The organism is Planctomycetia bacterium, from assembly GCA_015200345.1.
Lineage (GTDB): Bacteria > Planctomycetota > Phycisphaerae > UBA1845 > UTPLA1 > PLA3.
In genome coordinates, this window is sequence record CP054187.1 from 1,949,028 (window position 1) to 1,965,928 (window position 16,901).

14 protein-coding genes are annotated in these 16,901 nt (G+C 64.2%); 4 read left to right on the top strand and 10 right to left on the bottom strand.

Annotation, left to right across the window (positions count from 1 at the left end):
- Positions 1-12 precede the first annotated feature (12 nt).
- Entirely contained in the window at positions 13-387 is a 375-nt protein-coding gene (locus HRU71_08060; protein ID QOJ03438.1) for a hypothetical protein, read from the bottom strand.
- On the opposite strand from HRU71_08060, the gene HRU71_08065 reads away from it, so the two are divergent.
- On the top strand, positions 386-3,217 hold the full coding sequence (locus HRU71_08065; protein ID QOJ03439.1) for a PKD domain-containing protein: 2,832 nt from the start codon (positions 386-388) through the stop codon (positions 3,215-3,217). The two genes, HRU71_08060 and HRU71_08065, sit on opposite strands and share 2 nt — an antisense overlap.
- Before the next feature lie 131 nt (positions 3,218-3,348).
- On the opposite strand, the gene HRU71_08070 is transcribed toward HRU71_08065, so the two are convergent.
- Together HRU71_08070 and HRU71_08075 are read right to left on the bottom strand one after the other, a co-directional pair.
- Positions 3,349-4,437: a TlpA family protein disulfide reductase gene (locus tag HRU71_08070; protein ID QOJ03440.1), complete on the bottom strand. Its 1,089-nt coding sequence runs from the start codon at positions 4,435-4,437 to the stop codon at positions 3,349-3,351.
- Positions 4,438-4,583: 146 nt separating this feature from the next.
- A complete protein-coding gene (locus HRU71_08075; protein ID QOJ03441.1) occupies positions 4,584-5,849 on the bottom strand; it encodes a PEP-CTERM sorting domain-containing protein in 1,266 nt (421 codons plus the stop codon).
- A 187-nt stretch (positions 5,850-6,036) separates the two neighbouring features.
- Between HRU71_08075 and fabG the strand changes: the two genes are divergently transcribed.
- Both fabG and HRU71_08085 read left to right on the top strand, forming a co-directional pair.
- Positions 6,037-6,783 (top strand): 3-oxoacyl-[acyl-carrier-protein] reductase, encoded by a 747-nt coding sequence (gene fabG / locus HRU71_08080; protein QOJ03442.1) that lies wholly within the window; start codon positions 6,037-6,039, stop codon positions 6,781-6,783.
- A 74-nt stretch (positions 6,784-6,857) separates the two neighbouring features.
- Positions 6,858-7,265, top strand: a complete 408-nt coding sequence (locus tag HRU71_08085; GenBank protein QOJ03443.1) for a hypothetical protein — start codon at positions 6,858-6,860, stop codon at positions 7,263-7,265.
- A gap of 26 nt (positions 7,266-7,291) precedes the next feature.
- Here HRU71_08085 and HRU71_08090 read toward each other — a convergent pair whose 3' ends face one another.
- From HRU71_08090 to HRU71_08100, 3 genes are all read right to left on the bottom strand, one after another.
- Positions 7,292-8,371 carry a hypothetical protein gene (locus tag HRU71_08090; protein QOJ03444.1) on the bottom strand — a complete coding sequence of 360 codons (1,080 nt, stop codon included), beginning with the start codon at positions 8,369-8,371 and terminating at the stop codon, positions 7,292-7,294.
- Positions 8,368-9,243 (bottom strand): hypothetical protein, encoded by an 876-nt coding sequence (locus HRU71_08095; protein QOJ03445.1) that lies wholly within the window; start codon positions 9,241-9,243, stop codon positions 8,368-8,370. The genes HRU71_08090 and HRU71_08095 overlap by 4 nt, the downstream gene beginning before the upstream one ends.
- Positions 9,244-9,318: 75 nt before the next feature.
- Complete coding sequence (locus HRU71_08100) at positions 9,319-9,672, bottom strand: ferredoxin family protein (protein ID QOJ03446.1); 354 nt, start codon at positions 9,670-9,672, stop codon at positions 9,319-9,321.
- 216 nt (positions 9,673-9,888) lie between these two features.
- Here HRU71_08100 and speB point away from each other — a divergent pair, with 216 nt between their 5' ends.
- Positions 9,889-10,782 (top strand): agmatinase, encoded by an 894-nt coding sequence (gene speB, locus HRU71_08105; GenBank protein QOJ03447.1) that lies wholly within the window; start codon positions 9,889-9,891, stop codon positions 10,780-10,782.
- A 7-nt stretch (positions 10,783-10,789) separates the two neighbouring features.
- Here the strand turns inward: speB and HRU71_08110 are convergent, their stop codons facing one another.
- The 4 genes from HRU71_08110 to HRU71_08125 form a co-directional block, all read right to left on the bottom strand.
- On the bottom strand, positions 10,790-12,568 hold the full coding sequence (locus tag HRU71_08110; GenBank protein ID QOJ03448.1) for a class I tRNA ligase family protein: 1,779 nt from the start codon (positions 12,566-12,568) through the stop codon (positions 10,790-10,792).
- 253 nt (positions 12,569-12,821) lie between these two features.
- Positions 12,822-13,664 carry an alpha/beta fold hydrolase gene (locus tag HRU71_08115; GenBank protein QOJ03449.1) on the bottom strand — a complete coding sequence of 281 codons (843 nt, stop codon included), beginning with the start codon at positions 13,662-13,664 and terminating at the stop codon, positions 12,822-12,824.
- A 139-nt stretch (positions 13,665-13,803) separates the two neighbouring features.
- Positions 13,804-15,837: a cation:proton antiporter gene (locus tag HRU71_08120; GenBank protein QOJ03450.1), complete on the bottom strand. Its 2,034-nt coding sequence runs from the start codon at positions 15,835-15,837 to the stop codon at positions 13,804-13,806.
- Positions 15,838-15,934: 97 nt separating this feature from the next.
- Positions 15,935-16,810, bottom strand: a complete 876-nt coding sequence (locus HRU71_08125; GenBank protein QOJ03451.1) for a radical SAM protein — start codon at positions 16,808-16,810, stop codon at positions 15,935-15,937.
- Positions 16,811-16,901: the final 91 nt, after the last annotated feature.

Genomic DNA, 16,901 nt, shown 5'->3' on the forward strand with positions numbered 1-16,901 from the left:
ACCCGTGATTTTTTAGAGACCGCTGGGCCAATTCACCGCCACAGCGCTTGATCGACGCATGGGGGCTTCGTAGACTCGAATGCCTGCGGTGTTTGTGTAGCCCTTCCTCGCCCCGATGCGGCCCGTGCGGCGGATGTGCCCGCGCCGTTGGACCGCCTCGGCAGGGTGATTCTCGCCGGCGGGGGGGTCAAGTCCGGATTCTCGCAGTCCGATCAGACCAACCAGCCTTGGTAGGTGGTGAGCAAACGTTATCAGGCGTTGTCCGGCCGATTTTTCGTCGCTTCCGGCGCGCTTGTAAATAATCACCCGCGTATCAATCCACGATACGTGAATAGGGGACTCGGCCTCCTCGCCGGCCGCCGACCCGCCTGACGGAGAGAAGTCCATGCTGCGCTCGTCACGATCGTTCCGTTTCTGCGTCGCGTTCCTGTTCCTAGCAGCCGCCGGATTGGGTGGCTGCGCGACCCTCGGCGGCATCCTGCCGTTCGGGGTCATCACCGCCGTGCAGCTCTTCGACCAACCCAATTACACCATGGCCTTGAGCGTTGACTCGGCCGTCTCGAATCCGGCAGCGGTTTCGAAAGTGAACTGGGTCTTCGGCGACGGCGGAGGGTTTGTCGCCGGCGCGCCGGGTCGCACGACGATTACCTACAAGTACGCCGCGCCGGGAACCTACAACGTCACGGCCTACATCTTCGGCACCGACGGCACCATCGCGGCAACGCTCAACAACGACATCACGGTCTTGCCGGGTGACGGCGTCAATCCGCCGACCGGCGACCTGCCCGGGCTGATCTCGGCGGCGAATCCGGCCGACGGCGCGGAAAACGTCAACGTGCGCGTCGTGCTGACGTGGACCGGCGGCGCGAACGCCGACAGCAACGACATTTATCTCGGCACCGACGAAGATGCCGTCAACGCCGCCAACGACGGCACGGCCGGCATTTTCCAAGGCAACCAGGAAGAGAACTCCTTTGACCCCGAGGGGGAAGACGGCTTCCTGCAGCCGGATACGGAGTACTTCTGGCGGATCGATACCGTCAACGCCGTCGGCATCACCAAGGGCGTCGTGCGCAGCTTCCGCACGGCCAAGGCTCCGGAGAAGGCCAAGACGCCGACGCCGGCCAACAATTCGGTTTCAGCCCGCGCGGATCAGGTGCTGTCGTGGGTCGCCGGGGCACGCACATCCAATCATGATGTCTATTTTGGAAAGAACCTGATGGCCGTGACGGATGCCACGCCCGAAACGGAAGACATCTTCATCGGGAATCAGGGCGGCACGACGTTTGACCCGTCCGACGAGGACGCCGACATCGAAGGTGAACTGCTCCCCGCCACGACTTACTTCTGGCGCGTTGACGAAGTCGGCATCGGCGGCATCACCAAGGGCGACGTGTGGTCGTTCACCACGCGACCGGCCCCGCCGCCGATCACCAGCCCGAATCCGGCCGACATGGCGATCGATGTCGGCGTCGAACAGGTTTTGAGTTGGAACGCGCCGGGCAGCGTCGAGAATTACGACGTGTACTTCGGGTTTGACGCCGCCGATGTCGCCGATGCGACGCGCGACAGCCCCGAGTTCATGGGCAACCAGACGAACAAGCTTTTCGATCCCGGCACGCTGATTTCGAGCTTCACCTATTTCTGGCGCGTCGATACGCGCGGCCCCGGAGGAACGAGCCGCGGGACCGTGCTCACGTTCACGACGGCGGACGCGCCGGCCCAGGTGGTCGCGCCGTTCACGCCGGCCAACAACGCGCTGAACCAGAGCATCGATCAGATTCTGCAATGGACCGCGGGAGTCGGCGGCGACGTCGATGAATACCAAGTCTACTTCAGCAACGTTGAATCCCAGGTGGTCAATGCCGTGACCTCGGCGCGCGTCGCCGTGCTCGACGTGGCCCAGACCCAGTTCGATCTGCCGAACGATCTGATGCCCGCCACGACGTACTACTGGCGCGTCGACACCGTCGGCCCCGGCGGCCGCACCATCGGCCCGCTGCTGCGATTCACCACGGGCGCGCTGGCCGGTCTGGCCACCAATCCCAACCCGCTGAACACCGCGATTGAGGTCGCGCCCGATGCCGTCTTGTCGTGGACCGCCGGCGTCGGTTCGTCATCCAGCGATATCTACTTCGGAACCAGCCAGTCGGCCGTCAACGCCGCCACGACCTCCGATGCGGAGTTCCGGGGCAATACGGCCGGCAATACGTTCGATCCGTTCGGGGCCTCGCCGATGGCCGCCAATACGACTTACTTCTGGCGCATCGACTCGCGCAGCACCGGCGGGCCGAACAAAGGGACGATCTGGCAGTTCAAGACCGGTCCGGGCCGCGCCACCAACCCCTCACCGGCGCATCTGGCCACCGGCACGTCCAACAATCCGACGCTCTCGTGGACGGCCGGCATCGGAACCGACAGTCACAACGTGTACTTCGGCGAGGACGAAACGGCCGTCACCGACGCCAACACGCTTAGTCCGGAGTTCCGCGGCAATCAGACCGGCACGACGTTCAATCCGGGTTCGCTCATCTCGGTGACGACGTATTTCTGGCGTATCGATGAAGTCGCCGCCAACGGAGACACCACGAAGGGCCTCGTTTGGCGATTCACGACCGAGTTGCCGAAGGCGACCAATCCCGATCCGTCGAATCTGGCGTCGGGCGTGCTGCTTGATGCGATTCTCTCGTGGACGGCTGCCGCCGGCGCGGCATCCTACAATGTCTATTTCGGGACGAGCCTGGCCGCCGTGTCGAACGCGACCACGTCCGATCCGGAGTTCCAGGGCAATCAGGCCGGCACGCTGTTTGACCCGCCGGGCCTGATGACCGCCAACACGCAGTTCTTCTGGCGCATCGATTCCGTGACCGGCATGACGACGACCAAGGGCGATGTCTGGCGCTTCACGACGCTGGCCCCGCCGGCGCAGGTCAGCGGACCGAACCCGCTCAACGGCGCGACGAACGTCTCGATCACGGTGACGCTCATGTGGGCCACGGCTGGCAGTGCGACCAGTTACGACGTGTACTTCGGGACGAGCCAGATGGCGGTGCAGAATGCCACGACGTCCGATCCCGAGTTCCAGGGCAACCAGCCGGGCACGAACTTCACGCCGGCGGGCCTCGTGAACAACACGCAATACTTCTGGAGGATCGACTCGAAGAACACCGCCGGCACCACGACCGGGAGCGTCTTCAGCTTCACGACGGTTCCGTAGCAGAGAGCGAAGCCCCGTGAGCGGATTGGTGGGTGAAGGCCCCCCTTACCCGCGCTCGCGGGACACGATGACAAAAAAAGCCCCAGGCATTTGCCTGGGGCTTTTTCATTCAGCGATTCAACGAGCGCAAGCTACGGCTTGGTCGCCCCTTCCGCGCCGATCTGCTTCGCTGCCTGGAAGTACTTGAGGACTTTTTCACTCTCGGTCTTGGCGTCGCCGCTGGCCAGCTGGACCGCCGCCTTGGCCGATTCGATCGCCGCATCCAGCATGCCCATCTCGGCCTCGACCCGTGCCCGAACCAAATGGCCCTCGGCGGTCTTGTTCAACTCCGCCGCGCGCCGGGCGGCGGCCAGCAATCGTCGCGGATCGCCGCGTTCCGCCAGCTCCCGCCCCATTTCGATCTGCACAAACTCCATCAAGCCGCGCGGAGAATTGGCGATCGCCTTGTCCATCTCGGACTCCAACGCCGGAATCTTGTCCGCCATGTCGAACTCCGTCAGGACCTGACGCTTGATGTAATACGGCTGGACTTCGCCGGGCTTCAGGGCAATCGCCTCGTCCAGCAACTTCACCAGCTTTGCCGAATCCTTCGCCTCGTAGGCCGGTCGCAACTGCATCATCACTTCGTTGAACTTCTTGTCGGTCTCGGCCATTTTCTTCGCCGAGGCCGCGTCGAGCTTGCCCGCCAGCGTTTGCTCCAGCGCCGAATCGAACGCCGGATCCATCGGGTGGCCGGTCCAGACGACTTCACCGGACTTGCTGACGATGAAGGCGTGCGGGATGCCGTCGATCCCTTCCATCCACTTGTTGTTCGTGCCCAGCTCGTCGTCGATGCCGACGCTGTAAGGCATGTCGATCATCGAGCCGTCGGGCTTCTTCTTCTTCATGAACTTGTCGACGACCTCCGCCTCCTCGTTGCTGATGCCCAGGATCACAAGGCCGTCTTTGCTGTGCTTGCGATGCAGCTCCGCCAAGTGCGGAATACTTTTCAGACAAGGCCCGCACCACGTCGCCCAGAACTCGACCACGAACGTGTGCTTTTCGGCGCCCGCGCCACCGGGCAACACCGCCGGCGCCTGGTTGAACCACTTGGCTACCTTGATCGGCGGCGCCTTGTCGCCGATCTGCGGTGCGGCCGACGCCGCCGAGCCACTCCCCAGAATGGCCGACGTCGCCAGCCACGCCATTGATTTCAAACCGCGGACAAATCCTCGAGTCATTGAATGCACCATCGTGTCAGGGGTTAAAGTTGGAAACACGGCCTACGGGCCGATCGGTCAACAGGAATGATAAGCGCGGCGCAAGCGGGCGACCATTGCCCTGCTTCACCAGTGCGGAGACGGGCCGGCGACCGGGCCGGAGGATGTCAATTGATCCATAAAGGGCGGTCGCCGGTCTTTTTCCGGCGGGCCGCCGCGATGCCCAGACCGCCCAGCAGCAAAAGGACCGCCGTGGCCGGTTCGGGCGCGGGCGGGTCGAAGGCGACGGTGAGCGCGCCGTTGGAATCAATGTATGCAATCGCGGGCCAGCTCGTGCCGTAGTCATCGAACGCCAGTGACGGCCGGCGGGCATGGTTGTTGGGCGCGTCGTGCAGGATCGAATCGTCCACGAGGCTGTGCTGCCACGTCATCGCGCCGGTGAGGTAGGCCATGAGCAGGCGCTGGGCGGAGTTGGAATTAACAAAGTTTTCGTAAGCAATCGCAGGCCGCCCGTCGGACAAATCAAACGCGAGCGCCACGTCGCGATACTGCTCCGTGGTCGAGCTTAGCACTTCCGTCGTTTGCAGAAACGACCCCGTGAACTTCGCGTAAAACAGCTTGGATGTATTCGTGCCGCTGTTGAGCGTGGTATAGGCCAGTGCCATGCGGCCGTCGGTGGGATCGCGTGCGATGTCCACGCCGCCGATGGCGTCATCGCTCGTCAGGGTGGCGGTTGACCACGCGCCGCCGCCGGCCGGTTCGGATGCGATGAGGACGCCCTGGCCGCCGCCGGCAAGATTTCCGCGCGCGATGAAATGGCGTCGCCCCTGCCCGTCGGTCGACATCGCGGAATCGTGAACGAGCGTGACGCCGGAAAGCGACAACATGTCGGCTGTCGTGAAGGCCGATCCGGTGTGACCGATGGAGCGGAAGTTTCCCGTCGTGGTGCCGCCGAAGTAGCCGCGCGCGGTGCCGGCGAGATCGTAAGTGAGGCTGATATTGGGCCGAGCGGCGTTGGCGGCGCCGGTCCCGGCGATGCTCTGGTTGGCGCCGTAGTTGAACTGACCCTGCACGCTGCCGTCGCCGTTGATCCACGCGAGCAGCGGTCGCTCGGAACGATCGAAGGAGAGGGCCGCACGCTTGCCGACATCGTTGCCGGTAATCAGGGTGCGCGTGTTCCACAGGCCCAGCCCCGTCATTTGCGAATGTCGCACCGCGCCGTCGCTGGTGTTCTGATTGATCTCGGTCCAGCCGATCGAAGCCGAACCATAATGATCAAAGGCAAGGACCGGTGACGACACATACGAGTTGGCGCCCGGTGAAGCCACAAACGACGAGAACCAGATCGGCGTGCCGTCGATCGCCATGACGGGCGATGCGATCCGCGCCAGGCAAACAACTGCGAGAAGAACGCCGCACTTGGAAAACGACATGCCGATTCTCCTGGGAATGAGTCAGGGCCGTGAACAGCCGGCCCGATTGTCAAAAAGTTAGAGTGGCGCGGCGGCCATCGTCAAGTGCTCGGTTGGACAGCGCGCGCGGCGCGGGTTAGACTCGACGTCGATTTCACAACAATTCACAGGCCGGTCGGCCGGGTCCATCGTGACCGGGAGGTGGAACATGGGTGTTCTTGACGGAAAGCTAAGCGTGGTGACGGGTGGATCGCGCGGGATCGGACGGGCGATCGCCCTGGCGCTGGCACAGGAAGGCAGCGACGTGGCACTGATCTATGCGCACAAGCGGGAACCGGCGCAGGAAGTGGCCGACCTGATCGCAAAGATGGGACGTAAGGCAAATGTCTATAAAGCAGACGTTTCGCTGCCGGAGGAAGACGATCGCGTCGTGGCGGAGATCAAGAAGGACCTCGGCACGGTGCAGATTCTAGTGAACAACGCCGGCATCACGCGCGACAAATCGTTCCTGAAAATGAACCGGGACATGTGGCACGAAGTGCTCAACGTGAACCTGACCGGTGCGGCCATGATGATGCACCGGCTGCTTCCCGGGATGATCGAGTCGGGCTGGGGACGCATCGTGAACATCACCAGCGTCGTCGGGCAGATGGGCAATTTCGGCCAGGCGAACTACGCCGCGGCCAAGGGCGGCCTGGTCTCGCTGACCAAGACGCTCGCTCGCGAGTTCGCGCGGAAGAACATCACCGTCAACGCCGTCGCGCCGGGCTACATCGAGACCGACATGACCGCGAACGTGCCCGGCGATGTGCTGGAACATGTGCGGCAGATGACGCCGATGGGCCGGCTGGGCAAACCCGAGGAAGTCGCGTCGGCGGTGGTTTATCTTGCCTCGCCGCAGGCATCGTTCATCACCGGTGAAGTGCTCGGTGTGAACGGTGGCATGTACATGTAGAAACGTCCAACGAACCGAAACCGGGGCACCAGGCCGTAGGATGGGCATCGCCCACCATGCTGGCTCATGGTTCAATGAAACTCGAACTGGAAACCGGGCCGTGGAACGAGGCGCTGACGGACGACTCCATTGCGGTCGCGCTGGGGCGACTCGATGGCGACCAATGTTCGTACGCCATCCTCGATCATACGGAAGACACCTATCTCCAGACGTGCGGTTCACCGGAAAGCGGGTTCGTTCTGGAGTATCAGGTCGACGATCTCGACCATCACTACCAGTCGCTGCGCCAGGACATCCCCCTCACCGAAGTCGTCACGGCCTTTCAGAAATACGCGCGAGGCGACGCGTCGTGGCAGCGCGATTATGAATGGCGCAAGATGGAGCCGATGGTCTTGAAGCCGCCGCAGCCGCGCAAAGTCTTCTTCGGTATCATGGTCGTGCTGGTCGCGCTGGTGGCCGTTCTTCGTTGTTTCAGGGAGTGAGTCGACTGCCGCTTGAACCGGGCCGGCTATTCCGCGCGAAAACCGATGCGCACGGTGTGCGTGCGATGGTGTGCGCTGATGATCGTCATGCGATAGGTCTGGCCCGACGCGCCTCGGAACGTGAGCGACCGGCCGACGCGGAGCGCGCGCACTTTTCGAATGCGCTCGCCCCCCTTGAGCAGGTCCACGTCGACCTCAATGACGCCGTCGTCCTCGTCGGTGTCCTTCAGCTTGAGCGTGATGCCGTCGATCGCGTCGCCCGTGCGGGGGAAACGCTGGTCCTGCAAGCTGTACGTGCGCACGACCTGAAATGCGGTGTTTTCTCCGGCCAGGCTCGGCGCGCCGCCGTGCATCGCCGGCCTTTTCGCCGGGCGTTCGGAATGGACGACCGGTTCCTCCCCGGGTGCGGAGTCGGTCGAGGTGTCCGCGGCGCGTGCCGTAATCTTGTCAGTCGGCTCGCGCGTCTTGCGCTGGGACTCTGATCGTTCGGGGCGACGCGGGCGCGGTGGCGGCTTCGCCGGCTGGGGTGCCGGTTCCCTCGGATCGCGCGCGGCGAGCGTCGCCCCATCGGCCCGCGCCATCGAACCCGCCGGCGTGGTCGCTTGTGAGGCCTCCGTGGGCGACGAGTCGCGCACGGCATCGGCCTTCGCGACGCTTCGACGCGGTTCGAGCTGCGCCCTGGGCAGGGCCGTGTTGCCGCGCTTCAGCCAGTCTTCACGGACCGCGGCGATCTGGGTCGAATGCTCGGTCTCCAACTGGCGAATCATCTGCGCCGCGGTCGCGTGGTCGGGCTGAATCTCAATCGTGCGCATCCAGCAGCGCCAGGCATCGGCGTAGCGGCCCTCGTCCGCCGCCGTCAGCGCGAGGCGCTCCCAGTATGCCGCCGCCGCCGGGCGAGTCCGCTCGAGGCCGTCGGCGATGGTGAGGCTGCCGCGGTGATCCTGCGCAGCGCGACAATAGTAGTCATACGCCACGGCCGGGTCGCCGCGCTCCTCGGCCTGCCTTGCAAGATCGGCGTTGCGTCCGCCGCCGCAGCCGCCAGCCGACGTGACGAACGCGATCAGCACCATCGAGCATCGTCGAAGGGATTGCGGGATTCGCTTCATGGCGACGCTCCGGAAGCCTGCGCGCCGGACGCCTCATACACCGAGCGATCCAGCGGATAGGGATCGGGCGACAACAGCCGCGGGGCGATGACCGCCTGAACAAATCGCCGCGACGAGACGCCCGTGTGCGAGCCGCTCCAATCATACCCGACGTAGGCCGGCTGCCAGGGGAGATTAAAGACCCGGCTGTAGGCGTCGATCGAGTCGGTGCTGCCGGCGCGGGCGGGCATGCGAAATCCGTTCAGTCCCGCGGGAGGACCGCTCTTGCCGTCGGCGTTGACGATCAGGGTCTTCGCGATGCCGTCGTGTGTGCTGCACGTGGCGTAGAGCCTGCCGCGGACGTGCTTCATCGGCCGCGTCAGATCGTAGCGAGCCGAACAGGTCGGCGAGAAGAGCACCACGTCATCCACCATCACGCCCTCGTCGAGCCGTTCCAGCGCCATGAGAATCAATGACGTGCCCGCGGACAGCCCCATCAATCGTATCGGCGAATTCGCGTCGACTTGGCGATGGGCCTCGATGCGCCGGGCGAGACGCTTGGCAATCAGGCCGCTGCTGGCATTGACAAAATGATCGTGGGCGGGGCCGAGGAAGCTGGTCCAGGTAAAAGTCTCGAAACGGCCTTCGTAACCCGCGTCGCGCAGACCGCGTTCCACGCTTCCGGCGCTGGCGCCCCAACTGGCGCCTTCAAGGTAGATGACGACGGGACCGCCCGTCGGTTTGGAACAACCGGCAGCGATGCCGACGCAGAAGAACGCCGCGAAGGTGATCCGTTTTCGCCGTGACGGCGCAACGGAACAAGCCCGCTCCCGGATGGTGGCGGCTCGGTTCGGCGCGCCGGAGGTCAACGCACGACCGACGGGCGCGCGCATTGACGCGCAATCGACCCCGATCCGCGAGCAATCCGGAACGGAGTACGGCCAAGTGGAATCATGTTTCAAGTGCAATCACGTACCGCCCGGTTCGGGGATGTCCCAGCCGCGCTCACGTTCCTTCTGCTGAACCTGCTCGAGCGTGAGTGCGCCGGGAAGGGGGTCCTTTTTCTGGGTCAGGTTCGTGCCCTTCTTGACCAGCTCGGCGTTCTTGGCCTTCCACTCGGCGTACGGCTCGGGCAGTTCGTCCTCGGTGTAAATGGCGTGGACCGGGCACTCGGGAATGCACAGGCCGCAATCGATGCAGGTGTCGGGATCGATGACCAGCATCGCCGGATCGGTCGTCTCCCAGAAACACTCGACCGGGCAGACCGTGGCGCAGTCGGTGTAACGGCAATTCACGCAGCGTTCGGTGACAATGTGCGTCATGGCTGATAGGGCCTCCGCAATGTTGGCGACCGAGTGTCTCCCCCGGCCGACTGGGGCTGTCAGAGGGCGTTATCAAACAATGTAATCGGCTTCGAGTCAACACCAACCCGCTTTCCGGCTCGAGCAAAATCGCTCGGCAATTTGCCGCATCGGACCGATTGGGCCAAGATACCGCCTTTAAAAATCCATTCCCACACAACACAATGGAGACCATCCGTGGCGACCATACCCGATAACTTTTTGGGCCTTCCAAGGCCCCACGCCGAGTATCGCAAGGCGAAGTACGCCGTCCTTCCGATCCCGTATGACTCCACGGTCAGCTTCCAGGTCGGCACACGCCACGGCCCCCGCGCCATCCTCACCGCCAGCCAGCAGGTCGAACTGTTCGATCAGGAATACGAGCGTGAGTTCTTCAAAGCGGGCGTGGCAACGCTGGACCCGGTCGCGCCGAACATGGCCGGGCCCAAGGCGATGCACGAGGACATCTTCGCGGAGGCCCGGCGCGTCGTGGCCGACGGGAAGTTTCTGATCGGCCTGGGTGGCGAACATTCGATCACCAGCGCGCTGGTCCGCGCCGTGCTGACGAAGCACAAGAAGTTGAGCGTGCTCCAGATCGATGCACACGCCGACCTGCGCGCCGAGTACGAAGACACGCCGTTCAGCCATGCGGCCGTCATGCGGCGCGTGGTCGAGATGGGCGTGAAGGTGACCGGCGTCGGCATTCGCAATTACTGCATCGAAGAACATCGCTTCATGAAATCGAAGAAGATCGCGCCGATCTCCGCGCGTCAGGCGCGCGAGGACGCGGACTGGATGATGCGCGCGGTCGAGTCGCTCGGCGAGAACGTCTACGTCACCATCGACATCGACGGTTTCGACCCGGCGTATGCCCCCGGCACCGGCACGCCCGAGCCGGGCGGACTCGATTGGTTCCAGGTGACCGATCTGCTCAAGGCGACGGCGATGAACCGGCGCATCGTCGCGGCCGACGTGGTGGAAGTGATCCCGCTGCCCGGCAACGCGATGACGGAGTTCTTGGCGGCGAAGCTGATCTACAAGCTCATCGCCCACATCGAGGCAAATGGCGGAGGGAGGCGAACGAAGAATTGAGACGCCGCTATTCGTTATTCGCTATTTGCCATTCAGACAAATCCAGCTTCTTAAACAGCACCTGCGGCGCGGGGCCGAGCGCATGTCCCACCGGCAGGGGTTCGGTCGCACGGGGCCACGTCCACTGGTCCGCCGGCACATTCATCGACACGCGTATCTTCTCCGCGGCGAACGGCAGGAACGGCGCGAGCAGCACGCCCAGCGTCCGCACCGCCTGAATGCAGGTGTGAATCGTCGCAGCGGTGCGCGCCGCGTCGGTCTTGCGCGTGGTCCACGGCGCGCGGCCGTCGATGTAACGATTGCACGCGCGGAAGGCTTCCATGACGCGACCGAGGGCGGACTTGAACCGCGCCGCTTCGATCTCCTCGCCGACCTTCTCCGGCAGCGCCGCCAGCATGGCGAGGAGTGCCCGATCGGTGTCATCGGCGGCATCGAACGGCGGCACGCGGCGGTCAAAATCGTCGGTCACGATCTTCTGCCAGCGGTTCACGAAATTGCCCAGCGCGGCGATCAGCTCGCCGTTGTTCCGCTCGACGAAGTCTTCAAAACTCCAGAAGGTGCGCTGCGATTCCGGCGCATTGATGGTGAGATAATATCGCAGCGGGTCGGGGTCGAACGACTGGAGATAGTCCTCGATCCACACAGCCGTGCCGCGCGATTTGCTGATCTTCTCCTCCTCCTTGCCGGGGAACTTGATATTGAGAAATGCGTTGGCCACGACGTTCGACGGCAGTTGGTAATGACCCGCCGCCTTCGGTCGCGTGAAACTGCTGCCGCGACTCGCAACCTCGTCCGCCGTGAATTGCGTGCCCAGCAGCATCGCCGGCCAGATCAGGGCGTGGAAGACGATGTTGTCCTCGCCGATGAAGTGGACGATCTTGCAATCGGGGTTGCGCCACCAATCTTTATATTGTTCCCAGTCGCCGTCGAGCTTCTGACACAGGGCGGCGGTAAAACTGACGTACCCGATCGGCGCGTCAAACCAGACGTACAGCACCTTGCCCGCCGCGTCGGGGTCGTCCAGCGGCACCGGGACGCCCCACTCCAGATCGCGCGTCATCGCCCGCTCGGGCAGACCCGTCTTGATCGAGCCCAGCGCGAAGTTCGTCACGATCGGCCGCCAGTCCAGCGACGTGAGGCTGAACCAGTCGGCCAACATGCCCTGGAATTGGTCCAATCGCAGGTACCAATGCGTGGTGTTGCGCTGTTCCGGCGTTGCGCCGGTCAGCGCGCTGACCGGGTTGATGAGCTTGAGCGGGTCGATGCTGTTGCCGCATTGCTCGCACTGATCGCCGAGCGCCTGCGGGTTGCCGCAGGGCGTGCCGTCGTCCTTCTTGTGATAGCACGTCCCGGTCACATACCGGTCGGGCAGAAACTTCTTCGCTTGCGCGTCGTAGAGCTGCTCGGTCGTGCGCTTTACGAAGTGGCCGTTGGAATGGATCGTGCGGAAAAAGTCCTGACTCAACTTCGTGTGCAAGGCGACGTACTCGGGTTGATGCGTGCCGCCGTAAATGTCGAAGTGAATGCCCAGCCCCTCGAAGTCGGCGGCCTGCCGCTTGTGGTAGCGCGTGCAAAGCTCCTGCGGCGTGGTGCCTTCCTTGCGGGCGGAAATTTCAATCGCCACGCCGTTGTCATCGCTGCCGCAGATGAATCGCACATCATCCCCGCGCGAGCGCAAATAGCGCACATAAATGTCGGCCGGCAGGTACGCCCCGGCGATGTGCCCGACATGCAGGCGGCCGTTGGAGTAAGGCAACGCGGCGGTGACGAGGAACTTTCGACTCATGGGCGGGGATTCTAATGCCCGCCCCATCGCGCTGCCACGCGGCGCGGCAGCGCTCGCTGTCAGGGTTTCTGCGCCGCGGAATCGTCCGCACAGCTCCCTGGGAAATCTGGCTCCCACGGAATTCTGTCGACAAAGCCAGTTGGCCATGACCGGATCGACGTAGGATTTCTCATTAAGGCTGGTACAGAAAATGGGGCAGGTTCAACAGACCCCGATCCTAACGCAGGACCTGGATCAGTTTCTGGGGGGAAGGTCAGCATGTGTTCCGCTGCTCAATCCACTCCACCAAATCCCCCAGAAACGGCTTCGGATCGGCATCAAACTCCAGCGTGTGGCAGCCGTTGGGGTAGTCGGTGATGCGGCGGTCGGGGGACGGCAGAGCGCGGAGCCAGGCGCGGGTGCGGTCGTTGTCGATGATGCGTTCGCGGCCGGCGAGCAGGAGGTGGACAGGGTTGCGAAAGGATGTTTCGCCGAATCGGCGGACGATGCGGTCCATGCGGCGCGTGACGAGCAGAAACGGCGCGGTGACGTGCGTGAGAAGCAATTTGTCGTTTTCAACAAACCGGACGCGCTCGGGGTTCTCGGTGAAACAGGCGGGGTCGTTCAGCGGAATGGGAAAGAGCCGCTCGCGGTCGTTGATCAGCGCGACGCCGACGCGGAACTTCTGCGCCGTGGTGAGATCGACCCGCGGGAACAACCCCGGCGCGACCAGCGAGAGCGACGCGACCTCATTCGGCCGCTGCGCCGCGAGGCAGACGGCGAGCTTGCCGCCCCAACTGACGCCGACGACGTGCGCGGCAGGCTGACCCGTTGCCGCCAGCAGCGCATCCAGCGCGTCCGTAGCATCGGCGATGGCGCGCTCGAGCGAATCGACATGCCCGCGCTGCGATTGATTCAGCCCGCTGCCGCGCCGATCGGGCATCAGCACGGTGTACCCGCGATCGGCCAGGGCCTCGCCGGATTGTTCGTACCAGCCGCCGTGGGATTGGATGCCGTGAAAGTAGAGCACCGCGCCGCGCGGTTTGGGCGGTCGCCACCACCGCACCACCGCGCGATAGCCGTCGGAGAGCGTGAGGGGTTCGATGGTGGGCGACATGGCAGAAGAATAGACACGGTCGAGAGAAAAGTCGAAACGTCGAAAAAACGAAACAGGGAGCCGGCGGCACGCAAGGCCAAGCCTGGGATGGACATCGCCGGGGTATGACGGCGCGATGCGCCGAGCGGCGCGAGATGAATTACGGTTGAACCGTCGATTCGTCTTGGGGCGGCGGAGAGAAGAGCGCCTTGGCGGCGTCGAGCTGCTTGTGCCCGCCGAGGAGGATCAGCAGATCGCCGGCGGCGAAGGTCCAATCGGGGCCGGGGTTGGTCGCGGGCTTGCCGTCGCGCACGATGGCGATGATTGAGACGCCTGTCGCGGCGCGCAGATCAACCTCTCGAATCGAGCGGCCCAGGACCGGGCTGTCGGTCTCGAGCAGAAACGTCTGCGTGGCGGTGGCATCGAAGAGCTGAATCAACTCGGCGCGGCGTGCGGCCGTGTCGGGCAGGCCGCGCATCATGCCGTACTGCCCGGCGCGGACCATGGCCACTTGCGCCTCGATCACGTTGTCGGCGATTCCGAAATGGTGCAACACGTGCGCAAAGATTTCGATGGATGTCTCAAACTCCTCGGGGATCACCTGCTGCGCCCCGAGGCGATGGAGGACGTCCAGCTCGGCGACGTTTCGCGTGCGCGCGAGGATGAACAGATCGGGCCGCTCGGCGCGGGCCTGGGCCACGATGCGCCGCGTCGCAGGCTGATCGTGTATGGCGACCACCAGCGCGCGGGCGCTGGCCAGACCGGCCTGGAGCAGAATCGACAGCCGCGTGGCGTCGCCCAGGATCACGCGCCAGCCGTCGGCGCGGGCGGCCGACGCGAGGGCCGGGTTCATTTCGACAATGCTGAAGCCGATGCCGGTGGCTTTCAGCACGCGGGCGAGATTCTGGCCGTTCAGCCCGTAACCAACGATCACCACGTCGACGCCGGGCAGGCAGGGCGCATCCGTAAGCGGTTTGTCGAGATTGGAATCCGTCGAGGCCGGCTCGCCGCGCCGCCGCGCGATGGAGGCTGAAGCAAGGAAGATCGCCGAAATGCGATGCGCCAGCGGCACGAGCGGCGTGCCGAGGATCATCGTGCCGACGATGATGGCCGTGAGGACATTCATGGCGGCGGACGGAAACAGATTCATCGACGCGGCCTCGCGCGCGAGCACGAAACCGAACTCGCTGATGCTGGCCAGACCGAGGCCGACCTGGATGGCCAGGCGCATGGGCCAGCCGGCGATTCGCACGGCCAGCGCGGCGAGCAGCGTCTTGATGACAAGAATGACAACGACTGCGGCGGCGATCCAGTGCAACTGCGGCGAGGCCTCGGGCAGGTCGACGAGCATTCCCATCGACATGAAGAACAGCGCGTTGAAGACATCGCGAAAGGGGACGATGTCGGCGAAGAGCTGGTGCTTGATGTCGGTCTCGGCGAGCAACATGCCGGCGATGCAGGCGCCCAGGGCCGGCGCCCATCCGGCGCGCGCAGCGAGCCACGCGCCGGCGCAGGCCATCATCACCGCGAAGAGCGCCATCAACTCCTGACCGCCGACGCGCACCAGCGAGTTCGTGATCAGCGGCAGTACGTATCTCAACACAACCGCCGCAACGGCCAGCCCGGTGAGCGACGCCGCGCCGCGCAACAACCCCGCCGCCAGCCCACCCTCGCCCGGGCCGGCCAACAGCGGCAGGAACAGCATCAGCGAAATCACCATGATGTCCTGCACCAGCGAGACACCGGTGATCGTGCGGCCCATGGCCGAGTCCGTCTGGCGCATGTCGGCCAGCGGCTTGAGCACGATGGCCACGCTGCTGGGCGTGATGGCCAGCGCCAGCGCGAATGCGACAGTCCAGGACGAGGGCGTCGATGCCTTGATGAGCACCAGACCGACCAACAAGGTAAACGCGATTTGCAAGGCCGCGCCGAGAATGATGCGATGGCCGGTGCGCAGCAGCGGGCCGGGCGACAGCTCCAGGCCGACCGCGAAGAGCAACATGACGAGGCCCAGCTCGGCAAATTGCGAGACGGTGTCCTGCGTGATCAGTTGCAGGCCCGACGGTCCGATGACGATGCCGGAGACCAGAAACCCGACCACCGACGGCGCACGCAGCACGCGAAACAGCCACGCCACGGCGACGGCCGCACCGAAGAGCAGGACGGTCTGCTTGAGTAGAAGTGTGTCGGGCATGGAAAGACCGCCAACAGGCAAACCGCCAAAACGGTGAAACGCCGGATCGCGGTAGAGTGCTCCCAGACGGCACCACGTCAATGCGCAATCACGGAGTTCACCCGGCGACGCCGTAGTATGTGGCAACGGGTGCGTTGACGCGAGCACGAACGGCCGATGCGATGCCGTCCAGCTCCGCGTCGGTCAGCATCGTGGCATACAGCTCGGTCGTCTCGCGCGCGATCGTGTAGAGTTGAATCCTTTCGAGTCGCCCGCCGGCGGCAAGCAATTCATTCAATCGCGCGCAATAAGCATCGATCTCCTCGCGAGACGGCGGCGCGCCGTGCACGCGCATGAACAACGATTGGATCGTGACCGGCCGAACCCGCGCCGCGTCGAGAATGTTCGCCAGCACATGCGACAACGGAAGGTTCGGTCGATTCACGAGGCGATAGTATTCCTCCGTGCCGGCGTCGAGCTTGGCCCAGATGTGCCCGTTGTTCGCGTCGAGAATCGCCAGCCCCTCGCGCACCGCGGGCCGCGCGAGATAACAGGCGTCGGTAATCAGCACGAGTTGCGTATCCGTCAGCCCGTGAACGCGCCGCAGCTCCGCGGCGATCTGCACGGCGTCCTTGAACCGCGGATACGTCGTCGGCTCGCCGTCGCCGCTGAAGGCGATGTCACGAATAACGCGATTGGCCGGCGGCACGCGGTCGTAGGGCGACTCGGTGAAAATCGATCCGTCCACGGCGGCGAGGATCAGTTGTTCCAGCTCCGTGCGCAAAACGTTCAGGTCCACCTCGCGCGTGACGGGCGGCGTCTTGCGATCCACTTGGCAATAGATGCAGTCGAAATTGCACGCCTTGTCCGGGTTGAGATTGACCCCAATCGAAAGCCCCCCCGAACGCCGAGACACTACGGCATAGCAATAGAGGTTGTCCTGCCAGCGGCGATCGTGCTGGCGATAGGCGATGTTCAGCGGCGTGTCTGGCATGAGGATTGCTTAGTCTATCCGACGGTGAGGGTCAGCCGCCGCGTTGACGCGGCCCGGATGACATCCTAGGATGATACCACGCTGACGGACC